Source organism: Cohnella kolymensis (assembly GCF_000829465.1).
In the GTDB taxonomy this organism is placed as follows: Bacteria; Bacillota; Bacilli; order Paenibacillales; family Paenibacillaceae; genus Cohnella; species Cohnella kolymensis.
In genome coordinates this window covers 201,484-218,436 of record NZ_JXAL01000006.1, presented here as the reverse complement: position 1 = coordinate 218,436, position 16,953 = coordinate 201,484, and the positions used below count along the sequence as shown (strand labels likewise).

12 protein-coding genes, 1 rRNA gene and 2 pseudogenes are annotated in these 16,953 nt (G+C 51.2%); 3 read left to right on the top strand and 12 right to left on the bottom strand.

The window, feature by feature from the left end; genetic code table 11:
- Positions 1-327 (bottom strand): 16S ribosomal RNA (locus SD71_RS07010); the annotation flags it as partial.
- Positions 328-700: 373 nt separating this feature from the next.
- Here SD71_RS07010 and SD71_RS07005 point away from each other — a divergent pair.
- The gene (locus tag SD71_RS07005) at positions 701-1,120 is read left to right on the top strand and encodes a DUF4395 domain-containing protein (protein WP_041061402.1); all 420 of its coding nucleotides are present in this window, start codon (positions 701-703) and stop codon (positions 1,118-1,120) included.
- 15 nt (positions 1,121-1,135) lie between these two features.
- On the opposite strand, the gene SD71_RS07000 is transcribed toward SD71_RS07005, so the two are convergent.
- The gene (locus SD71_RS07000) at positions 1,136-3,448 is read right to left on the bottom strand and encodes an outer membrane protein assembly factor BamB family protein (RefSeq protein ID WP_041061398.1); all 2,313 of its coding nucleotides are present in this window, start codon (positions 3,446-3,448) and stop codon (positions 1,136-1,138) included.
- Between the two features lie 47 nt (positions 3,449-3,495).
- On the opposite strand from SD71_RS07000, the gene SD71_RS23895 reads away from it, so the two are divergent.
- Positions 3,496-3,690, top strand: coding sequence for a hypothetical protein (locus SD71_RS23895; RefSeq protein WP_041061395.1), 195 nt, complete (start codon positions 3,496-3,498; stop codon positions 3,688-3,690).
- 40 nt (positions 3,691-3,730) lie between these two features.
- On the opposite strand, the pseudogene ligA reads toward SD71_RS23895, so the two are convergent.
- Positions 3,731-5,757 (bottom strand): annotated as a pseudogene (gene ligA / locus SD71_RS06990) (NAD-dependent DNA ligase LigA).
- A 170-nt stretch (positions 5,758-5,927) separates the two neighbouring features.
- Here ligA and SD71_RS06985 point away from each other — a divergent pair.
- Entirely contained in the window at positions 5,928-6,278 is a 351-nt protein-coding gene (locus SD71_RS06985; RefSeq protein ID WP_041061392.1) for a hypothetical protein, read from the top strand.
- A 40-nt stretch (positions 6,279-6,318) separates the two neighbouring features.
- On the opposite strand, the gene pcrA is transcribed toward SD71_RS06985, so the two are convergent.
- The 9 genes and pseudogenes from pcrA to SD71_RS06935 form a co-directional block, all read right to left on the bottom strand.
- Positions 6,319-8,649: a DNA helicase PcrA gene (pcrA, locus tag SD71_RS06980; RefSeq protein WP_041061389.1), complete on the bottom strand. Its 2,331-nt coding sequence runs from the start codon at positions 8,647-8,649 to the stop codon at positions 6,319-6,321.
- 4 nt (positions 8,650-8,653) lie between these two features.
- Complete coding sequence (gene pcrB, locus SD71_RS06975; protein WP_041061385.1) at positions 8,654-9,358, bottom strand: heptaprenylglyceryl phosphate synthase; 705 nt, start codon at positions 9,356-9,358, stop codon at positions 8,654-8,656.
- 531 nt (positions 9,359-9,889) lie between these two features.
- Positions 9,890-10,582, bottom strand: coding sequence for a hypothetical protein (locus SD71_RS06970; protein ID WP_041061381.1), 693 nt, complete (start codon positions 10,580-10,582; stop codon positions 9,890-9,892).
- Between the two features lie 93 nt (positions 10,583-10,675).
- Entirely contained in the window at positions 10,676-11,548 is an 873-nt protein-coding gene (gene galU, locus SD71_RS06965) for a UTP--glucose-1-phosphate uridylyltransferase GalU (RefSeq protein ID WP_041061379.1), read from the bottom strand.
- A 29-nt stretch (positions 11,549-11,577) separates the two neighbouring features.
- A pseudogene (locus tag SD71_RS06960) lies at positions 11,578-14,095 on the bottom strand (DUF3656 domain-containing U32 family peptidase).
- 80 nt (positions 14,096-14,175) lie between these two features.
- The gene (locus SD71_RS24175; RefSeq protein WP_041061375.1) at positions 14,176-14,430 is read right to left on the bottom strand and encodes a DUF2759 family protein; all 255 of its coding nucleotides are present in this window, start codon (positions 14,428-14,430) and stop codon (positions 14,176-14,178) included.
- A gap of 100 nt (positions 14,431-14,530) precedes the next feature.
- The gene (locus tag SD71_RS06950; RefSeq protein WP_041061373.1) at positions 14,531-15,316 is read right to left on the bottom strand and encodes a DUF817 domain-containing protein; all 786 of its coding nucleotides are present in this window, start codon (positions 15,314-15,316) and stop codon (positions 14,531-14,533) included.
- A gap of 224 nt (positions 15,317-15,540) precedes the next feature.
- The gene (locus SD71_RS06945) at positions 15,541-16,110 is read right to left on the bottom strand and encodes a hypothetical protein (RefSeq protein ID WP_041061370.1); all 570 of its coding nucleotides are present in this window, start codon (positions 16,108-16,110) and stop codon (positions 15,541-15,543) included.
- A 194-nt stretch (positions 16,111-16,304) separates the two neighbouring features.
- The gene (locus SD71_RS06935; protein WP_041061366.1) at positions 16,305-16,646 is read right to left on the bottom strand and encodes a hypothetical protein; all 342 of its coding nucleotides are present in this window, start codon (positions 16,644-16,646) and stop codon (positions 16,305-16,307) included.
- Positions 16,647-16,953: the final 307 nt, after the last annotated feature.

Genomic DNA, 16,953 nt, shown 5'->3' with positions numbered 1-16,953 from the left:
AGTGTGGCCGTTCACCCTCTCAGGTCGGCTACGCATCGTCGCCTTGGTGGGCCGTTACCTCACCAACTAGCTAATGCGCCGCAGGCCCATCCGCAAGTGACAGATTGCTCCGTCTTTCCCAGCCCTCCCATGCGAGAGGACTGTTTATCCGGTCTTAGCATTCGTTTCCGAATGTTATCCCGATCTTGTGGGCAGGTTGCCTACGTGTTACTCACCCGTCCGCCGCTAAGTATCAGAGAAGCAAGCTTCTCATCAACTCCGCTCGACTTGCATGTATTAGGCACGCCGCCAGCGTTCGTCCTGAGCCAGGATCAAACTCTCCATAATAGAGAGCCATGAAGGCTCAAAATGCTGACTTAAAAAAGTAAATCGTTGTCTATCGTCCCAAAGGACGACAGGAACCGTATTACGCTCGATGTTCAGTTTTCAAAGAACAATGTTACTGCTTATTTATCCCGCCGCCGTAAGAGGCGACTTGAATAATATATCACAGTTGACAAGTCAGATGCAACAACCAATTTCTCCCTCAACATTGCTTATCGGTTGAAACTTCATTGCCACCGTATCAACTCTCGTTTTTAGCGGCGAGTAATAATTTATCACAGAAACAAACCTAATAGCAACTGGGATTTATCGGGCATTGTTTTGCACAACCTAGACTATGTTGTAATTAGTTGTATTAATAGAGAGGTGATGTTCTATGCGTGAGATTCCCATGCGTTACGTAAAAGCAAATCAGACCGGCATTGTCGCATCCATTATTCTTTTCTTCCTGTTCGGCGAGCTGTGGATCTTGGTTGCACTGTGGCTCATCCAAGTCGTCGGGCTCCTGAGCGGCGGAAAATTCAATCTATTCGTGGCCATCGGCAAGCGCGTACTGCCCGGTAAAGGGCGGGACACGCAAGCGGAAGAGCTGCAGCGTTTCAATAACCTATTGGCTGTCATTTTCTTGACGTTATCGCTTCTTTGCTTCTCCATAGGCTGGGAGATCGCCGGATACGTATTCAGCTCAATGTTATTCGCCGCTGCAGGCATGGCTTTAGCCGGCTATTGTATTGGCTGCACGATGTACTTTCAGTTCAAACAGCTGCGTGCGAGAATTCGCGCGAATGCAAGATAACATCATTGCACCGATTCAACGCAGCTTTGACAGCCTGCCAAAATACCCGTTTGATGAACCGACGTAAAGCTTACCTTTAATGACCCTCAAATATCCGGCCATCAGTTGTTCAGGCGTAAAGTCGTAATAACCGACACGTACATCGAGCAATCTGCCTTCCGCTTGGCCGTTGCGGCTATCCATGACATAGACGCCGTTCGCGTCCGTGGATTGTATATTCGTATTTATGGATGCATTTATACGCTTTCCGTTATAAGTTACCGATGGACCGGCTGTAACAAGATCGCTGTCCCAAAGCTGCCGGCCATTGTTCAAGTCGTATGCCATCGGCTTTCCGTCCAAGGTGTAAAACAATACCCCGTCCATGCGTTCCCCATATTCGGCTTTACCCGAAACCGTCCACACTGACTGCCCAGTTTGCAGATCCACCAAAGAACTGTTCAATTCAACATCATCAGGGAAGGGTCCATTATCTGTTTCCTGATTTTTAAAAACATAACGATCATCGATTACTGAGTAACGGGTGTCCGCAGGTAAATCCAATGTTAGGCGGTCATGCCCATTAGCTGCGTCAACAAAGATGAGTTTGTCCGTTGTCCGTGTCCAGAAACCTCGCCATTTTTGGGTCGATTGTTGCGCATCCACAAGCTCCCGTTCGCCCGCTAGCCGCCGACCGTGCAGTGTCCACAGCATTTTTCCGGACGAAGGAGAGTAACCGCGCAATTCCCCATCATTGGCGGAATCGGAGTTCGACTGCACAAGAACAACCGGCTGATTTGCGATGCTCGTATATGACACTTCGGACGAATCGGGAAGCTTCACCTTCCACAAGTGTTTGCCTGTTTTCATGTTCCATCCTTCAAGGAAAGACTGACCTTTTTGTTCACTGTCCATCGTAAACTGGGACAACACAGCGGCAATATCGTCCGACACGGCCAGCGAGATATTCCATAAAACGCCCGGTTTGAAGCGCAGTGTCTTCTCCCAAACTGTTGTGCCTGTAGATATCTGCAGGGATTGCAGCTTGTAGAACTCTTCACCGTCTTTGACCGATCTTTTTAAAAACATGATGTTCTTGCGGTCCGAACTCAACCCGTAAAAATGGGCTTCGTGTCCGAAATCAAACTGCCATATCTTTCGCCCGGTGTCTGAATCAAGCGCATAGAGATTAGAGTTTTCGTGCATTCCGCTAAAGCCCCCGTCTTCACCCGCAACCAACAGTACATTTCCGATCCGATCAATCAAAAAGTTGTAAGCCAAATCGGAGCGGTAGCGCCAGTCCCAGTCTACCGGCTGCGACGGCACGAAGGGTCCAGGGACTCCGGTTAAGCCGAAACTCGAAAAGCCTGCAACATCTCGAAACTGATAGTTACTTAACTTGCCGTCCTCGGACCATGAAATGACAAGCTGCGTTTTCGCGTTTTCGTACCTCCACACCGGCAGTGTCCGCGCCTTCTGATCATACTGGGCTACATTTTCCGAGGCTTCTACGAAGTTCGGCTCACCTAGTATTTCCCGAACCCGCTTCTGAGGTACGAACGGCAGGAGCTCGCTGCGTACAACCGCAGACAGCACTTCAGACGCCGCTTCTTTGGACTTAACGTCCGAGTACCAGGCCGGCGCCTTCCCCATCGACACCAATTGATCTTTACGAACCCAGAGCAGTCCGGGTTGTCTGTCAGGGTTATCGCGATCCGGCGCGGCAACGCCGTACCAGTCCCCATACCGGCGGTATGCGTACAGCACCGAACCTCTTTTCAGCAGCATCGCGTGCCCTTCCGATTCCGGATACCATGACACAGGCAATTCACCGGAAGCTTGCATGACCAGTGGAGATATTTCCTGTATATCTGAGGCCGCTTTAGTCAAATACCAGACGGGCACCCAGTATCGGTATCCGGTCTCCTCTTCCAGTTCCGCAAAATCATCCGACAGCGTGATCACGCGGTATTTCAAGCTTGATTTAACAAGCGTTGCAGCTATCGGCCGTTCGCCGCCCCACCACTCGTATCCGGAAGCATCCGCATATAGAGTGGCAGGTTGATCCAAAGCAATGCCGTTATTCCGGGCGACCCGATTATTTCCCGAGGAAGATGCTTGCATGCCGCCAAGTGCCGGCAAATAACTTCTTCGTTCGCCCACTGCGTCATTGTCGTAAAATACCGCATGAAGCAATCGACCTTCTCCCGACCAATAGACCATTAATTGAGCGTCGGGTGTTCCGTATAGCTCAAGCTTCACCTTATGCGCCATATTGTTTATTGAAATGTAAGTTTCTTTGACATCCGTTACCGGGCCGAAAATAACATCGAGTTGTTTGGCGCTCATGTCAGACCGCCATAGCGTTTGAACACGTTCGAGCGTCAGGGGTTGCGATGTTTCGGAAGCTGCAGGCGACGCTTTTGGAGTTTGCACCGGCACAGGAGTTGAAACAGCTGTCCGCAGGGGCACGGACTCTGGCTCCACGTCTGACCGGCAGCCACTCACCAATACTGAGCATAGAAAAAGGAAACCGGCTGCCGCCCATTTCTTCGAATTCATCGGTCATCATCCCCAATCTGAACAGTTAGACGATACAGGAGGCATTGAAGTTTCAACAGAAAAAGCCGCCTAGTCGGCGGCTTTCAGCATTTGTAACAACTCGTTCTCATCCTCAAGCACAGGCACGCCCAGCTCGCGCGCTTTGGTCAGCTTGCTGCCCGCACTCTCGCCGGCAATCACGAGGTCGGTTTTCTTCGACACGCTGCCCGACACTTTGGCGCCTAAGGCTTCCAGCTTCTTCGCGGCCTCGTCCCGGGTCATTAACGTAAGTGTGCCGGTAAGCACCACAGTTTTTCCGTACAGCGGATGGCTCGTATCCGTTTTGGCCGCGGCCGCCCGGGATGCTTCGGCCTTTACCCCCAGTTCTCTCATCCGGGTGATGCTCGCCTGCATAACCGGATCCCGGAAGAAGCCGGCGATGCTTTCCGCGACAATGCCGCCCACATCGGGAAGGCCCGTCAGCTCAGCTGCATCTGCAGCCATCAGCCGGTCCAAATCGCCGTAGTGCTCGGCCAGCATTTTGGCTGTGGCTTTGCCGGTATTCGGTATTCCTAACGCGTTAAGGAAGTTAGCCAACTCCCTGGTCTTGGATTTATCGATCGCGGCAAGCAAGTTGCGCGCTTTCTTTTCTCCGAAACGTTCCAGCTTGATGAGGTCCTCGTATGTAAGCGCGTAAAGGTCGGACGGGTCTCGTACATTTACTTCTTCATATAACTGTTCGGCAGTTTTGCCGCTGAAGGTGTCGATGTCCATGCAATCGCGGGAAGCAAAATGGGTGATCCGCCCCACTACCTGCGGTTTGCATCCGAGCCGGTTGTTGCAGAACAGATGAGCGCCGCGCATCTCGAGCGGATAACCGCAGCCCGGACAATTCGATGGCACCTCGATGGTGCGCCGGACTCGTCGTCTGCTTTGCCCAGAATTTCAGGGATCACGTCGTTAGAACGCCGCATAAATACCCGGGTTCCCAGGGCGTGCTTCAAATTTTTGCGTTCGATATCGCCGATGTTGTTCAGTGTGCAGTTCTGCACGGTTACACCGGCGAGCTCCACTGCTTCCACCCGGGCCAGCGGAGTTATTTTGCCCGTCCGGCCGACTTCCCATGACACGGATTGCAGAACGGTGGTCGTTTCCTCCGCCTCGAACTTGAATGCGACCGCCCAGCGCGGGAATTTATCCGTATATCCGAGCACCTGCCGGGTGCGCATGTCGGTCAGCTTCACCACGGCTCCGTCAATCAGGTAATCGAACTGGCTGCGGCGGGCGACTATCCGATCCAATTCGGCGGTCAATTCGTCAATCGTGCTGCAATAAGTGATATAAGGATTGACAGGGAAGCGGTTCTCCCGCAGAAAATCCATCATTTCACGATGATTATCAAACGCAATGCCTTCAGCAAATCCCACATTATAAATAAAAGCATCAAGCTTACGTGACGCGGTAGTCCGGGGATCCAGGTTCCGCAAAGCGCCCGCCGCGCCGTTGCGCGCATTTTTCAGCGGTTCGGCAGCCGTTTTGTTGTACTCTTCGAGCACAGACAGACGCATGATCCCTTCGCCTTGCACTTCGATTGTACCGTCCGCAAATCCGATCGTGAGAGGAAGAGACCGGATGGTCCGCACTTGCGCTAAAATCCCTTCGCCAACCTCGCCGTTGCCGCGAGTAGCCGCTTGACTTAAATGGCCGTCGCTATAGGTCAGGTTTAAAGTCAGTCCGTCAAATTTCAGCTCGATGACATACTCGGGATCAGGGAGCGGCTGTGCGGGATTCTTCGCATTGAAATCATTAATCAGCCGCTGAACACGTGCCGCCCAGGATTGAAGATCTTCCAGGTTCTGCGCTTTGTCCAAGCTCCACAAGCGTGAAAGATGGCGGTGCGGTTCGAACCCTTTTAGAATATCTCCGCCCACCCGCCGCGTCGGCGAATCGGGCATAACGGTGCCTGTCTCGCGCTCCAATCGGGAAAGCTCGTCATACATCACGTCATACTCTTTATCGCTGATAGTAGGAGTATCCTCTGTGTAATAACGATGGCTATGTAAATTAAGCTCGGCGATAAGCTCTCGCATGCGTTCCATGGAATCCGATTGGGTCATCCGACGTCAACCTCTCTTTTTCGGTCAAAATAGGTCATTCACCTAAGTCTATTTCAGCGTACAATAACGTGTCAAATGAAGGCTTCAATGCCATTTTCGACCTGTTTCATTGTTTCACGTTATCAGATGCCTGTGTAAATATAATTAGTGTCGTTGGGAGGTGACCAGAGATGGAAAAACAACGTTACTACGTTTCTGTGTCGACGGGCATGATCAATAAGGAACCGACACTGACGGATCAACTTACGATTATGGCCACAGAAACCGAACGCGATAATCTGCAAACATTGTTGGATAGAGAAAAATCCGTTGATGATAGAACGCATGCGCGTGCTCCGATTCCCTATAAATCAGCGGATCGCGACTCGGCTACGAATCAGTTCAACGATAGCCTGATGGAGGTTTACCGATACATCTATCAAATCGGAACGGTGGAAACGCGGCGCCATATCGAATATATGGACATTCTGGAGGAGCTGCGAACGCCGGATTATCACCATCAGGGATACACCCGCAATTAGGTTGGGACTGCCGAGTGACTCGGCAGTCTTTTTATTAGGGTCAGACCTTCGTAATCGGCGCAAAAGCCGCCAACAATCGCTTAACGCCTACCGGTGCAGGAAAAGCGATCTGCAGCTCCACATCGTTGCCTTCGCCTTTGACGGAAACAACGGTTCCGATGCCCCACTTGGCATGCTGAACCTTGTCGCCGGCTGTCACGTTCAACCCTTCGCCGGCCGGGCGCGGCGCAGCTGCTGCTGCCGGACGAACACCTGCCGTTCCGCCGGATACGGCCGGCCTGGCGCCGAATCCCGCCGGCGATGCAGTGCGCGAACCGAAGCCGCCGCCGCTGACACGTGAACCGTACCCTCCGTATGATCCGAAACGTCCGCCTGCCTGCTCAACCGGTTCTTTCAATTCGGTCGGGATTTCCTCCAAAAACCGTGAAGGAGCGTTGCTGCTCGGACGCCCATAAAGCAAACGACCGCGGGCGCAAGTCAGATACAGCTTCTTCTCGGCGCGGGTGATGCCGACATACGCCAATCGCCGCTCTTCTTCCATCTCGGCATTGTCCATGAACGAACGGCTGCTCGGAAAGATGCCTTCTTCCATTCCAACGATAAATACGACCGGGAATTCGAGGCCTTTGGCGCTATGCATCGTCATCAGGACGACCGCATCGCCATCATCCTCGTCGTTATTGTTCATCGAATCGATATCCGCGATCAGCGCCAAATCCGTCAAAAACGCAACCAACGACTTGTCATCGTTGCGTTTCTCGAATTCCTGCGTAACGGATAAGAACTCGTCGATGTTCTCTAATCTGGACTGGGATTCAAGTGTGTTCTCCCGCTGCAGCTCCATCCGGTAACCGGTCATTTCAAGCATTTTCTCCGTTAATTCCGTTACAGACAGGTAATCCACCATTGCGCTCAGGTTGGCGATCAGCTGACGAAACTCCGACAAAGCGGCTTTGGCACGGTTTTGAATGTCCACACGGTACAGACCGTCACCAAGCAATCCATCCCCTTCGCTAAGGAGCCGGTAAATGGAGATTCCCCGCTGCGCGGCTTCCGCCTGTACTCTCGCCATCGTCGTGTCGCCCAAGCTTCGCTTCGGAACGTTAATGATCCGATTCAAGCTGATGTCATCATCCGGATTGGAAATGAGGCGCAAATACGACAAAATGTCCTTGATCTCCTTACGTTCGTAGAACTTAATACCGCCCACGATCTGGTACGGAATTTCCGATTTGATCAGAATTTCCTCGATCACACGGGACTGCGCGTTGGTCCTGTAGAGAATAGCGTGATCGGCGTATCGCTTGGCATTATCTCGATTTTTGCGAATTTCGCCTGCTACGAAGTACCCTTCCTCATGCTCGGAGTCACCTTGGTAAACGGTAATTTTGTCCCCGCCGCTGCGGTCGGTCCACAAATTCTTCGATTTGCGTCCCAGATTATTCTTGATGACCGAGTTCGCCGCATCCAGAATCGTCGAGGTTGAACGGTAGTTCTGCTCCAGTAGAATCGTCCGGGCTTCCGGATAGTCAGCCTCGAAATTGAGAATATTCGTAATATCCGCGCCGCGCCAACGGTAAATCGACTGATCGCTGTCACCCACTACGCAGATGTTATGATGCTGCTCCGCCAACATTTTGCACAAGCTGTACTGCGCTTTGTTCGTATCCTGGTACTCGTCGACGTGAATATAGCGGAATTTTTTTTGATAGAAATCCAGCACTTCAGGAACATCTTTAAACAATTGTATGGTCATTAAAATGAGATCGTCGAAGTCCAGCGCGTTGTTGCTTTTCAGCCTCTTCTGGTACTGGGTGTAGATCTTCGCGACGAGACTTTGAAAATAGTCCCCTTGCAGCTGCTCATACTTGTCCGGAGTCAACAGCTCGTTCTTCGCGCCGCTGATCGCGGCTTGCACCGCTTTGGGCTCGAACTTCTTGGTATCGATATTCTGGTCTTTCATTACATTGCGAATAACGGAAAGCTGATCGGCGGAGTCAAGGATACTGAAATTCGAGCTGAACCCGATGCGTTCAATATCTCTGCGCAAAATGCGCACACACATTGAGTGGAACGTGCTGACCCAAATGTCACTGCCTTGTGCGCCAACCAGCTTGGACACCCGCTCCCGCATTTCTCGCGCGGCTTTGTTGGTGAACGTGATCGCCAAAATGCTCCATGGTGCAGCGATACGCTTTGCAATGAGGTAGCCGATTCGGTGCGTCAGTACGCGGGTCTTGCCGCTCCCCGCCCCCGCCATGATCAGCAGAGGACCGTTGGTTGTGACGGCCGCTTCCCGCTGCATCGGGTTCAATTTATTGATCGCTGCTTCAATATCAACCGAATTGGTTTCAACCGGTTCAAAAAACATGGCCTTACTCCTTTATTGAATGGTTGACCGCACGCACAGTAGCAAGCGCGGCATCCAAATTATGATAGACAATGTTGCCGATGACAACGGTATCGGCCGCTTCTGCGGCCTGGCGCGCGCGCTCGGGACCGTCAATTCCGCCGCCGTAGAACAAATGCGCCTGTTTCAGACTTTCCCGGATACGCCGAACTAATGCCATGTCTCCAAAAGCGCCGCTGTATTCGATGTATAGTACCGGGACATGCCAGAGCCGATCCGCCACTTGGCTGTATGCCAGTGCTTCCGCTTGGGAGATGTTCGTGTCTGCTTGTGTCAATTGGGCAACGGTAGAATTACCGTTCAGAACAAGGTATGCTTGGCCGGCTATGGAATCCCAGGGCATGATGTGGCCGAAGTCGCGGATCGCCTCGACATGGTGGCCGATCAGCCATTCGGCACATTTCGTGTTGAGCACCATCGGAATGAAATATCCGTCAAAACCGGGCACACCCGCAGCCGGATCGGACAGCTCCAACGCACAAGGCAGTTCATATCTGCGGATGCGGGAAAGCAGGTCCACCGTGTTATCGAAAGTTAAGCCGGTCGAGCCGCCTACGAGAATGGCATCGGTTCCGGAGGTGCACACCGCTTCCAACGCAGTGTCGTCAATCGGCCGATCAGGATCGAGCTTAAACACATGTCTCCAACTGTTATAAAAAGAGGGGCTCATTCGTCCTCCAACCTGGTGCTTGAGTATACCTTTAGTCTACAGGAATTCTTCCGTTCTTCCAAGCAAAAAAGACGGACAAATGTTCGTGTGGGGGCGGGGGGCTGGGACGTTACTCTAATTCTTGTACCATCTCCAGCAGAAACTCGTCCCGCACGCAGCCGTTAGCCTAATTTATAGACTATCTCCAACAGAAACCCGCCGCGCGCCCCGCAGTTAGTCTAATTTATAGACTATCTCCAGCAAAAACTCGTCCCGCAACCCACCGTTAGACTAATTTATGTACTATCTCCATCAGAAACTCGTGCCGCGCCCGCCGTTAGTCTAATTTATATACTATCTCTATCAGAAACTCCTCCCGCACCCCGCCGTTAGTCTAATTTATAGACTATCTCCAGCAAAAAACTCGTCCCGCACGCAGCCGTTAAACTAATTTATAGACTATCTCCAACAGAAACCCGCCGCGCACCCGGCCGTTAGACTAATTTATAGACTATCTCCAGCAGAAACCCGCCGCCCAACGCCGCCGTTAGTCTAAATTTTGTACAATCTGGAGCGATTAGGCCCCAGGAAAAGCAGCTTCCCCTTGTCTGTGATTCGAAACGCATGACAGCGCTTCTCACTGCCACCTACAGGAGCAATTAACTCCTTGGCTTCCAGCCTTTTCATAATCTCGCGGCTGGTAAGCCTCCCAAGCTGCAGCCAGAGGCAGGCGTCTGCCACATGGAAGGCGCCGTTATGTACGATTGCGAAACGCAATACTTCTCGCTCGTACACGGGCAGTTCATTCAAGGCCAGATCCTCTCTATTCGCGAGTCTTCCGAACAGTTCATATACCGCTCGAATGCATGTCTCCGGCTTTTTGTCCATGTCGTCCCAGCTGAATGGAATGTACTCAAACCCATAGGTTGTCTGTATGGTGCGTATACGCATTTTTTCGAATGAAAAGCGGTCACGAGTAATATTCTCGGCATGGGGAACGAAGCCTTCAGCTTCAAAGACGATTCCGAGCGGCTCATAGTACACATCTCCGAAAATCTTCATGCCGCTCATGCTGAGCATCTCGTGTTCCAATGTGATTCCCTCAAATGTTTTCACAATAGGAAGCAGCACAGAGCCTAGCAGCTTCTTCGTACCGGATAAATCCTTGTGCAGCATCTCCAACCTGCGCAAGCCCGCCGAACTTTGCTGCGCCTCCACGAAAGCCTCAATCTCATTCTCATACATCGTTCATTCCTCCTCGAAAATAGAAAATAAAAAACGCCGCCTGCTCCCCATCGGAGACAAGCGGCGTGTGCTTCACGCGTTTCTTACAATATACTATCTATCCCCCAGCTTCTCCAGCAAATACTCCCGCACTTCATTCTTCAGATCGGGACGCTGCAAGGCGAAGTCGATGATGGTTTTGAGGTAACCGAGCTTTTCGCCGGTGTCGTATCGGGTGCCCTCATACTTGTATGCGTACACCGACTCGTTGCGCAGCAGACGGAATATGGCATCGGTCAATTGGATCTCTCCGCCGGCGCCGGTGTGTTGCGTTTCCAACAAGTCGAAGATAGCCGGCGTCAAAATATAACGTCCAATGATGGCGATGTCCGACGGCGCACGTTCCGGAGATGGTTTCTCGACCACACCCCGAACTTTCACAAGTCGATCACCGGCGTAACCATCGGGGTCGACAATGCCGTAGCGGGACACCTCGTTTTCCGGAACCTTTTTCACCGCGAGCACCGAGCTTTCAATCTCATCATACACATCCATCATTTGCTTCAGGCAAGGCACCTCGGACTGAACGATATCGTCACCGAGCAGCACTGCAAAAGGCTCGTTGCCGATAAACTTTCGAGCGCACCAGATGGCATGTCCGAGTCCTTTCGGTTCCTTTTGGCGAATATAATGGATGTCAGTGAGATCGGAAGCCTTATGCACTTCGGATAGCAGATCCAGCTTCCCCTTCTGCAGCAGGTTTTGCTCCAGCTCATAATTGCTGTCAAAATGATCCTCAATCGCCCGTTTACCTTTACCGGTCACGATAAGAATATCCTCAATGCCGGAGGCAACCGCCTCTTCAACAATATATTGAATGCCCGGTTTGTCGATAATAGGCAGCATTTCCTTCGGCATGGCTTTGGTTGCCGGCAAAAAGCGGGTGCCCAGTCCAGCCGCGGGTATGATTGCTTTACGGATCCTCATCGCTACGTTTCCTCTCTGTACGCTGCTGCTTATTTGACCAACTGGCCGCGCGTAACTCCTAGCTGATTCGTCGCTTTCAGCTTGCGCCAAACTTCGCTGCCGCGGATACGTCCGTTAAGGGCAGCTTGGTAGAGTGAGAGAACCTCCCGCACCTTATCGGCGTTCTCTTCCAGAAACTCTACCCGGTAAGAGCGTACTCCGAGCTCCAGGAACGTATCCAAATACTCGGCTCCCGATTGCTCAATCGCATTGTAAACCGTGTTACGGCAGCCTTCATCCACACGCACAGGGTGAGACATTCCGATCCGATCCTGCAGGGAAGCACGCTGCTTCTCACAAGGACGGCCGCAGTTCGTGTAGTTCGTTCCTTCGCTCATGAAAGTGCAGTACACACAGTGCTCGGTATGGAACATCGGCATATGCTGATGAATAACGACTTCCAAACGGGAAGTGTCCGCACGCCGCAGCATGTCCACCATCTGTTGAATGTTCAGATCGTAAGAAGGTGTTATCCAGTCACAACCGGCTTCGCGGAAAACATTAACCGTTTTGTGGTTGGCCACATTCAGCGAGAAATCTCCGATCAGCAATGGATGAACGGCATCCGGTTTCTCAGCCCGTTCCCTCAAATAGTAGTATAGAGCACCGGTATTGCGAACGAGCACCGCATCCGGCTTCAAGTTTAATATATTGCGATGATAGCCGTTCTCTCCAGGCATATGAATACGAGGAGTGGCTAGCGCAATTCGCTTACCCGCTGCACGGCAGACTGCGATCGCATCAGGAAACTGCTTGATGAATTCGAAATCCGCATAGATCATCGAAACATCCGTTTCCGCCGCCGCTTTCACCTGTTCGAGTGTCCGGCAGAGGACGGTAATCTCAACAGGTGCCGCCATTTCTACATTACTGACAGTTGAGCCTGAGTCAGCATAGACATCTACGTGCCGTTTCGAATACTTCGGCGGCTGTTCGCGAAGCAGTTCCAGCTGCTCGGCCGCCTCCCGGCGCATCCTGTTCAGCTCGCGCATCGGAACGATCACATCGCCCTTCAACGCAACCTCAAGTTTGTCCAGATAGAACAAAGTGCCGCCCAAACGTCCGAGCTGCTCGTTCAGTACCTCTTCGCCCAGCGGCCTTTTTTCGGCACGCTCCAGAGGCATTTCCGACTCAACGGCGACCGTCGTACCGAGCCGGGTGTCCGTCCAAATCGTCCGCATAGGGCTGCCTTCCTGGCCGAATACCGACACAGCCAGCGGGAACGTACGATAAGGCTTCTCCGTCTCGAAAGTACTGCGGAGTCTGCGATCCAGTGCAGGATCGCTTGTCTTCCAGATCCGGTCGCCTTCATGCACACGGCCTAGATCGATATCGTTACGGCCGGGCACGATCTCTACAAGATCGCCTTCAGGCACTTCCCCTTCCAGCTTTACACGGTCGCTGCGCAAATCATACACCCGTCCGCCTTCTTCTTTTTTCGTCGGATCGCCGGCATCAAACACGATACCGTCCCCCCGCTTCAGCGGAGCTTCCAGCCGGCAGATCACCGCGTCGCGCAGTATCTTCTCGACCTTGCCGAGATAGACGCCCCGGCTTTTCGGGAATGTCCCTTCAACGAGCTGCTTGTTGTTCGTCCCGTCCAGGAAGCCGTGCGTGAATCCCCGCGAGAAGCTTTGCTGAAGCTCCCTTACCTCTTCTTTGGCCGGTTCGGTGTCATTTCCGTCGAAATACTTGTCAATTTCCTTGCGGTATTTACTTACAACGTTCGCTACGTATTCAGGCTTTTAAGCCGGCCTCGATTTTGAAAGACGCCACGCCCGCCTCTATCAATTCAGGCACAATATCAATAGCCGCGAGATCTTTAGGAGACAGCAGATATGCGACATCCCCCATCGGCTTCTTCACGCCGTCAACCATCAGGTCATACGGCAAACGGCAAGCTTGTGCGCACTCTCCGCGGTTAGCCGAACGGCCGCCCCACATTTCGGAGGTCAAGCATTGTCCCGAGTATGACACGCAAAGCGCTCCATGCACGAACACTTCCATCGGCAGCTTCGCTTGCTCGCCGATTTGCCGGATCTGCTTCAGATTATTTTCGCGCCCTAATACGACCCTCTCCAGCTCGAACGGCTTAATAAACTCTACCGCCTCCGGAGAAGTGATCGTCATCTGCGTTGAACCGTGGATCGGAAAATCGGGGGATATTTCGCGAATCAGCTTCACGAGACCCAAATCCTGCACGATCACCGCATCCACGCCGGCATCAATACACATCTCAACGACTTTCCGCGCATCGTCCAACTCTTCCTCGAACACGAGGATGTTAAAGGTCAAGAAACCTTTTACGCCATACTTGTGCAGAAACGCCATCACTTCATGAAGCTCGTTCGATTGAAAATTATGAGCACGCGCACGCGCATTGAATTTTTCCACACCGAAAAAGATCGCATCAGCCCCGTTAGCCACAGCAGCCCGCAAACAATCCCAATCCCCCGCAGGGGCCAGCAACTCTATATCTTCGCGCCGCAACGCGGACTTGTCTATCATTAATAGAATACCTCCATGCCGACTAACACGCGGCAAATTTACTGAGTCCAGTATACCAAACTATCGCATAAAAAAACGGATCAAAGAGCCGATGCCCCTTGATCCGTTCCCCACATTCTATCGTCGTTTACCAACCGCCGATCATCTTGAAATCGGCCATTAGAAAAAACGAGAAGCGCCACCGTTGCAAATCCGATCGCGAAAATATTTTTGCGAGGCCGCTGCATCAGCAGACGAATCAAACCTGCAGCAATCAGGATCGTAAAAAGGACCATAAAAATATCGAATGTAGTAAAGGTAGTGCTTGGCTCCGCTGCCGCTTGCGCTAGAAACATGGGGAGTCCTCCTTATTCTGTCGTACTAAACCCATCTTCATCTATGTTAGCTTCTGAGAGCCGGGCTTGCAAGTCCGAAATTGCCGAAGTAACAACTTTGTCACATATAAGTCGCGAGTTTTGGTTCCAACGAAGATTTCAATTTTTTCAACTGTACGACGATAATGATGCTGATAATAATAAGCAGAAACCAGGAGCTGAACTTGCCTAAATGCACCATGCTCCACCGCACCGTCTGATTCGGATACTGCCACGCACCCAGAAAAGTCGAAATATTTTCCGCCAGCCAGATAAAAAATGCGATTAAAACAAAGGATGCCAGCACGTGCATTCGATACTGCTTGCCGTCCACAGTAAACCGGATCCAAGTAAGCGGAAATACCGCAAGCAGACTCAGACTCAGTGCCCACCGGAGATCCCATATGTAATGATGCGTGAAAAAATTAACATAGATCATCACTGCCAAAGCCGTAGTCACATAACCGTTCGGCCAACGGTCCACTTTCAGATCGAACCTTCTCCATGCCTGGCAGATGTAACTCGCTACGCTGGCATACATAAAACCGCTGTACAATGGCACGCCCCACAGCTTCGTCCACGCCTCTTCCGGATAACTCCATGAACCCATATTGACCTTGAACAGCTCCAGCCCTAAGCCGATAAGATGAAACAAGGTAATGACCTTAAGCTCATCCGCAGTCTCCAGCTTGAACCTTACCATTGCAACTTGCATGGCGAGGCAGATGATCAAGATGAGATCGTAGCGGGGAATGAACGGGATATCGATGACTTTCGTGACTGCCATGGCTGAAAAAATGACAACAGGAAAAATACAGCACAGCGCTTGATTCCAACCGAAAATGAACAGCTTGCGGATCTGAGGCATCGGGTTCTCCAATCTTCGGGTCTACACTTTTTTATCTATGACGTGACTTTGTTGCTTCATCTCACGCCGCAGCGTGCGGACCTCATCAATCAACTGATCTATTTTCCTGGAAGTTCTCGAAGATCGACTGCATATCGCATAATCGCTACGAGAATAAGTACGATAATTACCGTCCACAACAGCATCAACACAGCTAGAAACTCGTTGCTCATCTGCGGTCTCCTTTATTGGGTACGGGAGTATTCGTATAGAATCAAGTTAGAGAACTCGATAGTGAAACCATCCTTCAAACGCTGCCTCTCGCTGACATCGATTCCGAACGAGAATGAGCTACCTGGGCCACTACCCCTCTGCCCGAGCTCGATCGGTTGCTTATTCCGGTCATAAACTTTGATACCATCGAAGTTGTACTCTGAGACGCTGCCGTCCTCATTGATCTGGTAAGGATACAGGAATGTTCCCTTAGAGTAGCTCATATCCGGCTTAGCGGTAAAGTTAAAATATAGATCGTTACCTCTATCGTAAATGTCATCTAATGTGATGGACGTGTTATGAATGTTCATAAATTCGGAATTATAGGGCCGCCGCTCACCCATTCCCTCATCCAATAGCCAGGCCAAGCCCAAACTTACCGCAAACTTAAACGGCTTCTCGATCGGCACGAGACTGTAACCTCGCTGATGAACCACGTTGTCCAGTATGGCTTCGTTACTATATTTATGATCGTAAATGCGAAATAAACCGACAGCCAATATGCCTGCCATTACGATTGAAATGAATAATTTCGTGCGCAACTTAAACGCCTCCCATTTATGACAGCTGCGCTTCGCACTTTTTCATCAAATCCATCATTAACACAAGGACTACGATTGCAAAAATGAATAACACGGTAATCAGCAAAGGGAGCATCAGTAACGGGAATCCGAGCAGAGAGACGGCTGAAATTAGGCTTACGATCATATAAAGCAGCCAACGATTGTTTGTTTTCTCAACCAGGTCGATGTTTTGGTCGGGATACGGCAAGCTCTTTCACTCCGCAGCAGAGATGATAGACTGCCATCAAATCCAGAAAGAGCATGGCCAAATGGTATACGAAATTAAATGTCGAGCCCGGGTACCACCAACCTGAATAGATGTCCGGCAGAGCTAAAAACGCCAACAGGATCATGAGCCTGGAGGAGCTTGTGAAGTGGCTGCTGTATACCTCCAATTTAACAAGTCCGCTGTATAAGACAAAGTAGCCTATGACATCCGGCAATATATCAATCCCATTAAGTCGAAAGTCAAACAGGAAAAGAAAACCCCAAAACAACTCACGAAAACCCGGCAACCGCACATCCTCCTCTTACATCCCTTTTTCTGGATATTGTATCACAGCCGGGAGGGCACCGGACTCACTTTAGGAGAAATTAGGATATAAATGATTAATGGGGTTAGTCTTTTATATATAGTGCCTCTATATGTGACTGCGAGCCTGCGAACCCGCTTTGTGCGAGAAATAACGGCGAAATTACAGTTATTTCCGGTGTTAAAAGCTCGGCCGATAAAAATAAGAACTATATGCACCTATTTCCTAAGAATATCGCGATTCCGCCTGGGTTTGAGATCATTAGGTGTACTTCTGCACTTATTCATCA

Coding starts and splice junctions, on each gene's coding strand:
- pcrB (WP_041061385.1), bottom strand. CDS start 9,358: ATGAGCCCCTCTTTTTATAACAGTTGGAGACATGTGTTTAAGCTCGAT.
- SD71_RS23895 (WP_041061395.1), top strand. CDS start 3,496: ATGTTTCGGAAGCTGCAGGCGACGCTTTTGGAGTTTGCACCGGCACAG.
- galU (WP_041061379.1), bottom strand. CDS start 11,548: ATGAGGATCCGTAAAGCAATCATACCCGCGGCTGGACTGGGCACCCGC.
- pcrA (WP_041061389.1), bottom strand. CDS start 8,649: ATGTTTTTTGAACCGGTTGAAACCAATTCGGTTGATATTGAAGCAGCG.
- SD71_RS06970 (WP_041061381.1), bottom strand. CDS start 10,582: ATGTATGAGAATGAGATTGAGGCTTTCGTGGAGGCGCAGCAAAGTTCG.
- SD71_RS06985 (WP_041061392.1), top strand. CDS start 5,928: ATGGAAAAACAACGTTACTACGTTTCTGTGTCGACGGGCATGATCAAT.
- SD71_RS07000 (WP_041061398.1), bottom strand. CDS start 3,448: ATGAGCGCCAAACAACTCGATGTTATTTTCGGCCCGGTAACGGATGTC.
- SD71_RS06950 (WP_041061373.1), bottom strand. CDS start 15,316: ATGCCTCAGATCCGCAAGCTGTTCATTTTCGGTTGGAATCAAGCGCTG.
- SD71_RS24175 (WP_041061375.1), bottom strand. CDS start 14,430: ATGTTTCTAGCGCAAGCGGCAGCGGAGCCAAGCACTACCTTTACTACA.
- SD71_RS07005 (WP_041061402.1), top strand. CDS start 701: ATGCGTGAGATTCCCATGCGTTACGTAAAAGCAAATCAGACCGGCATT.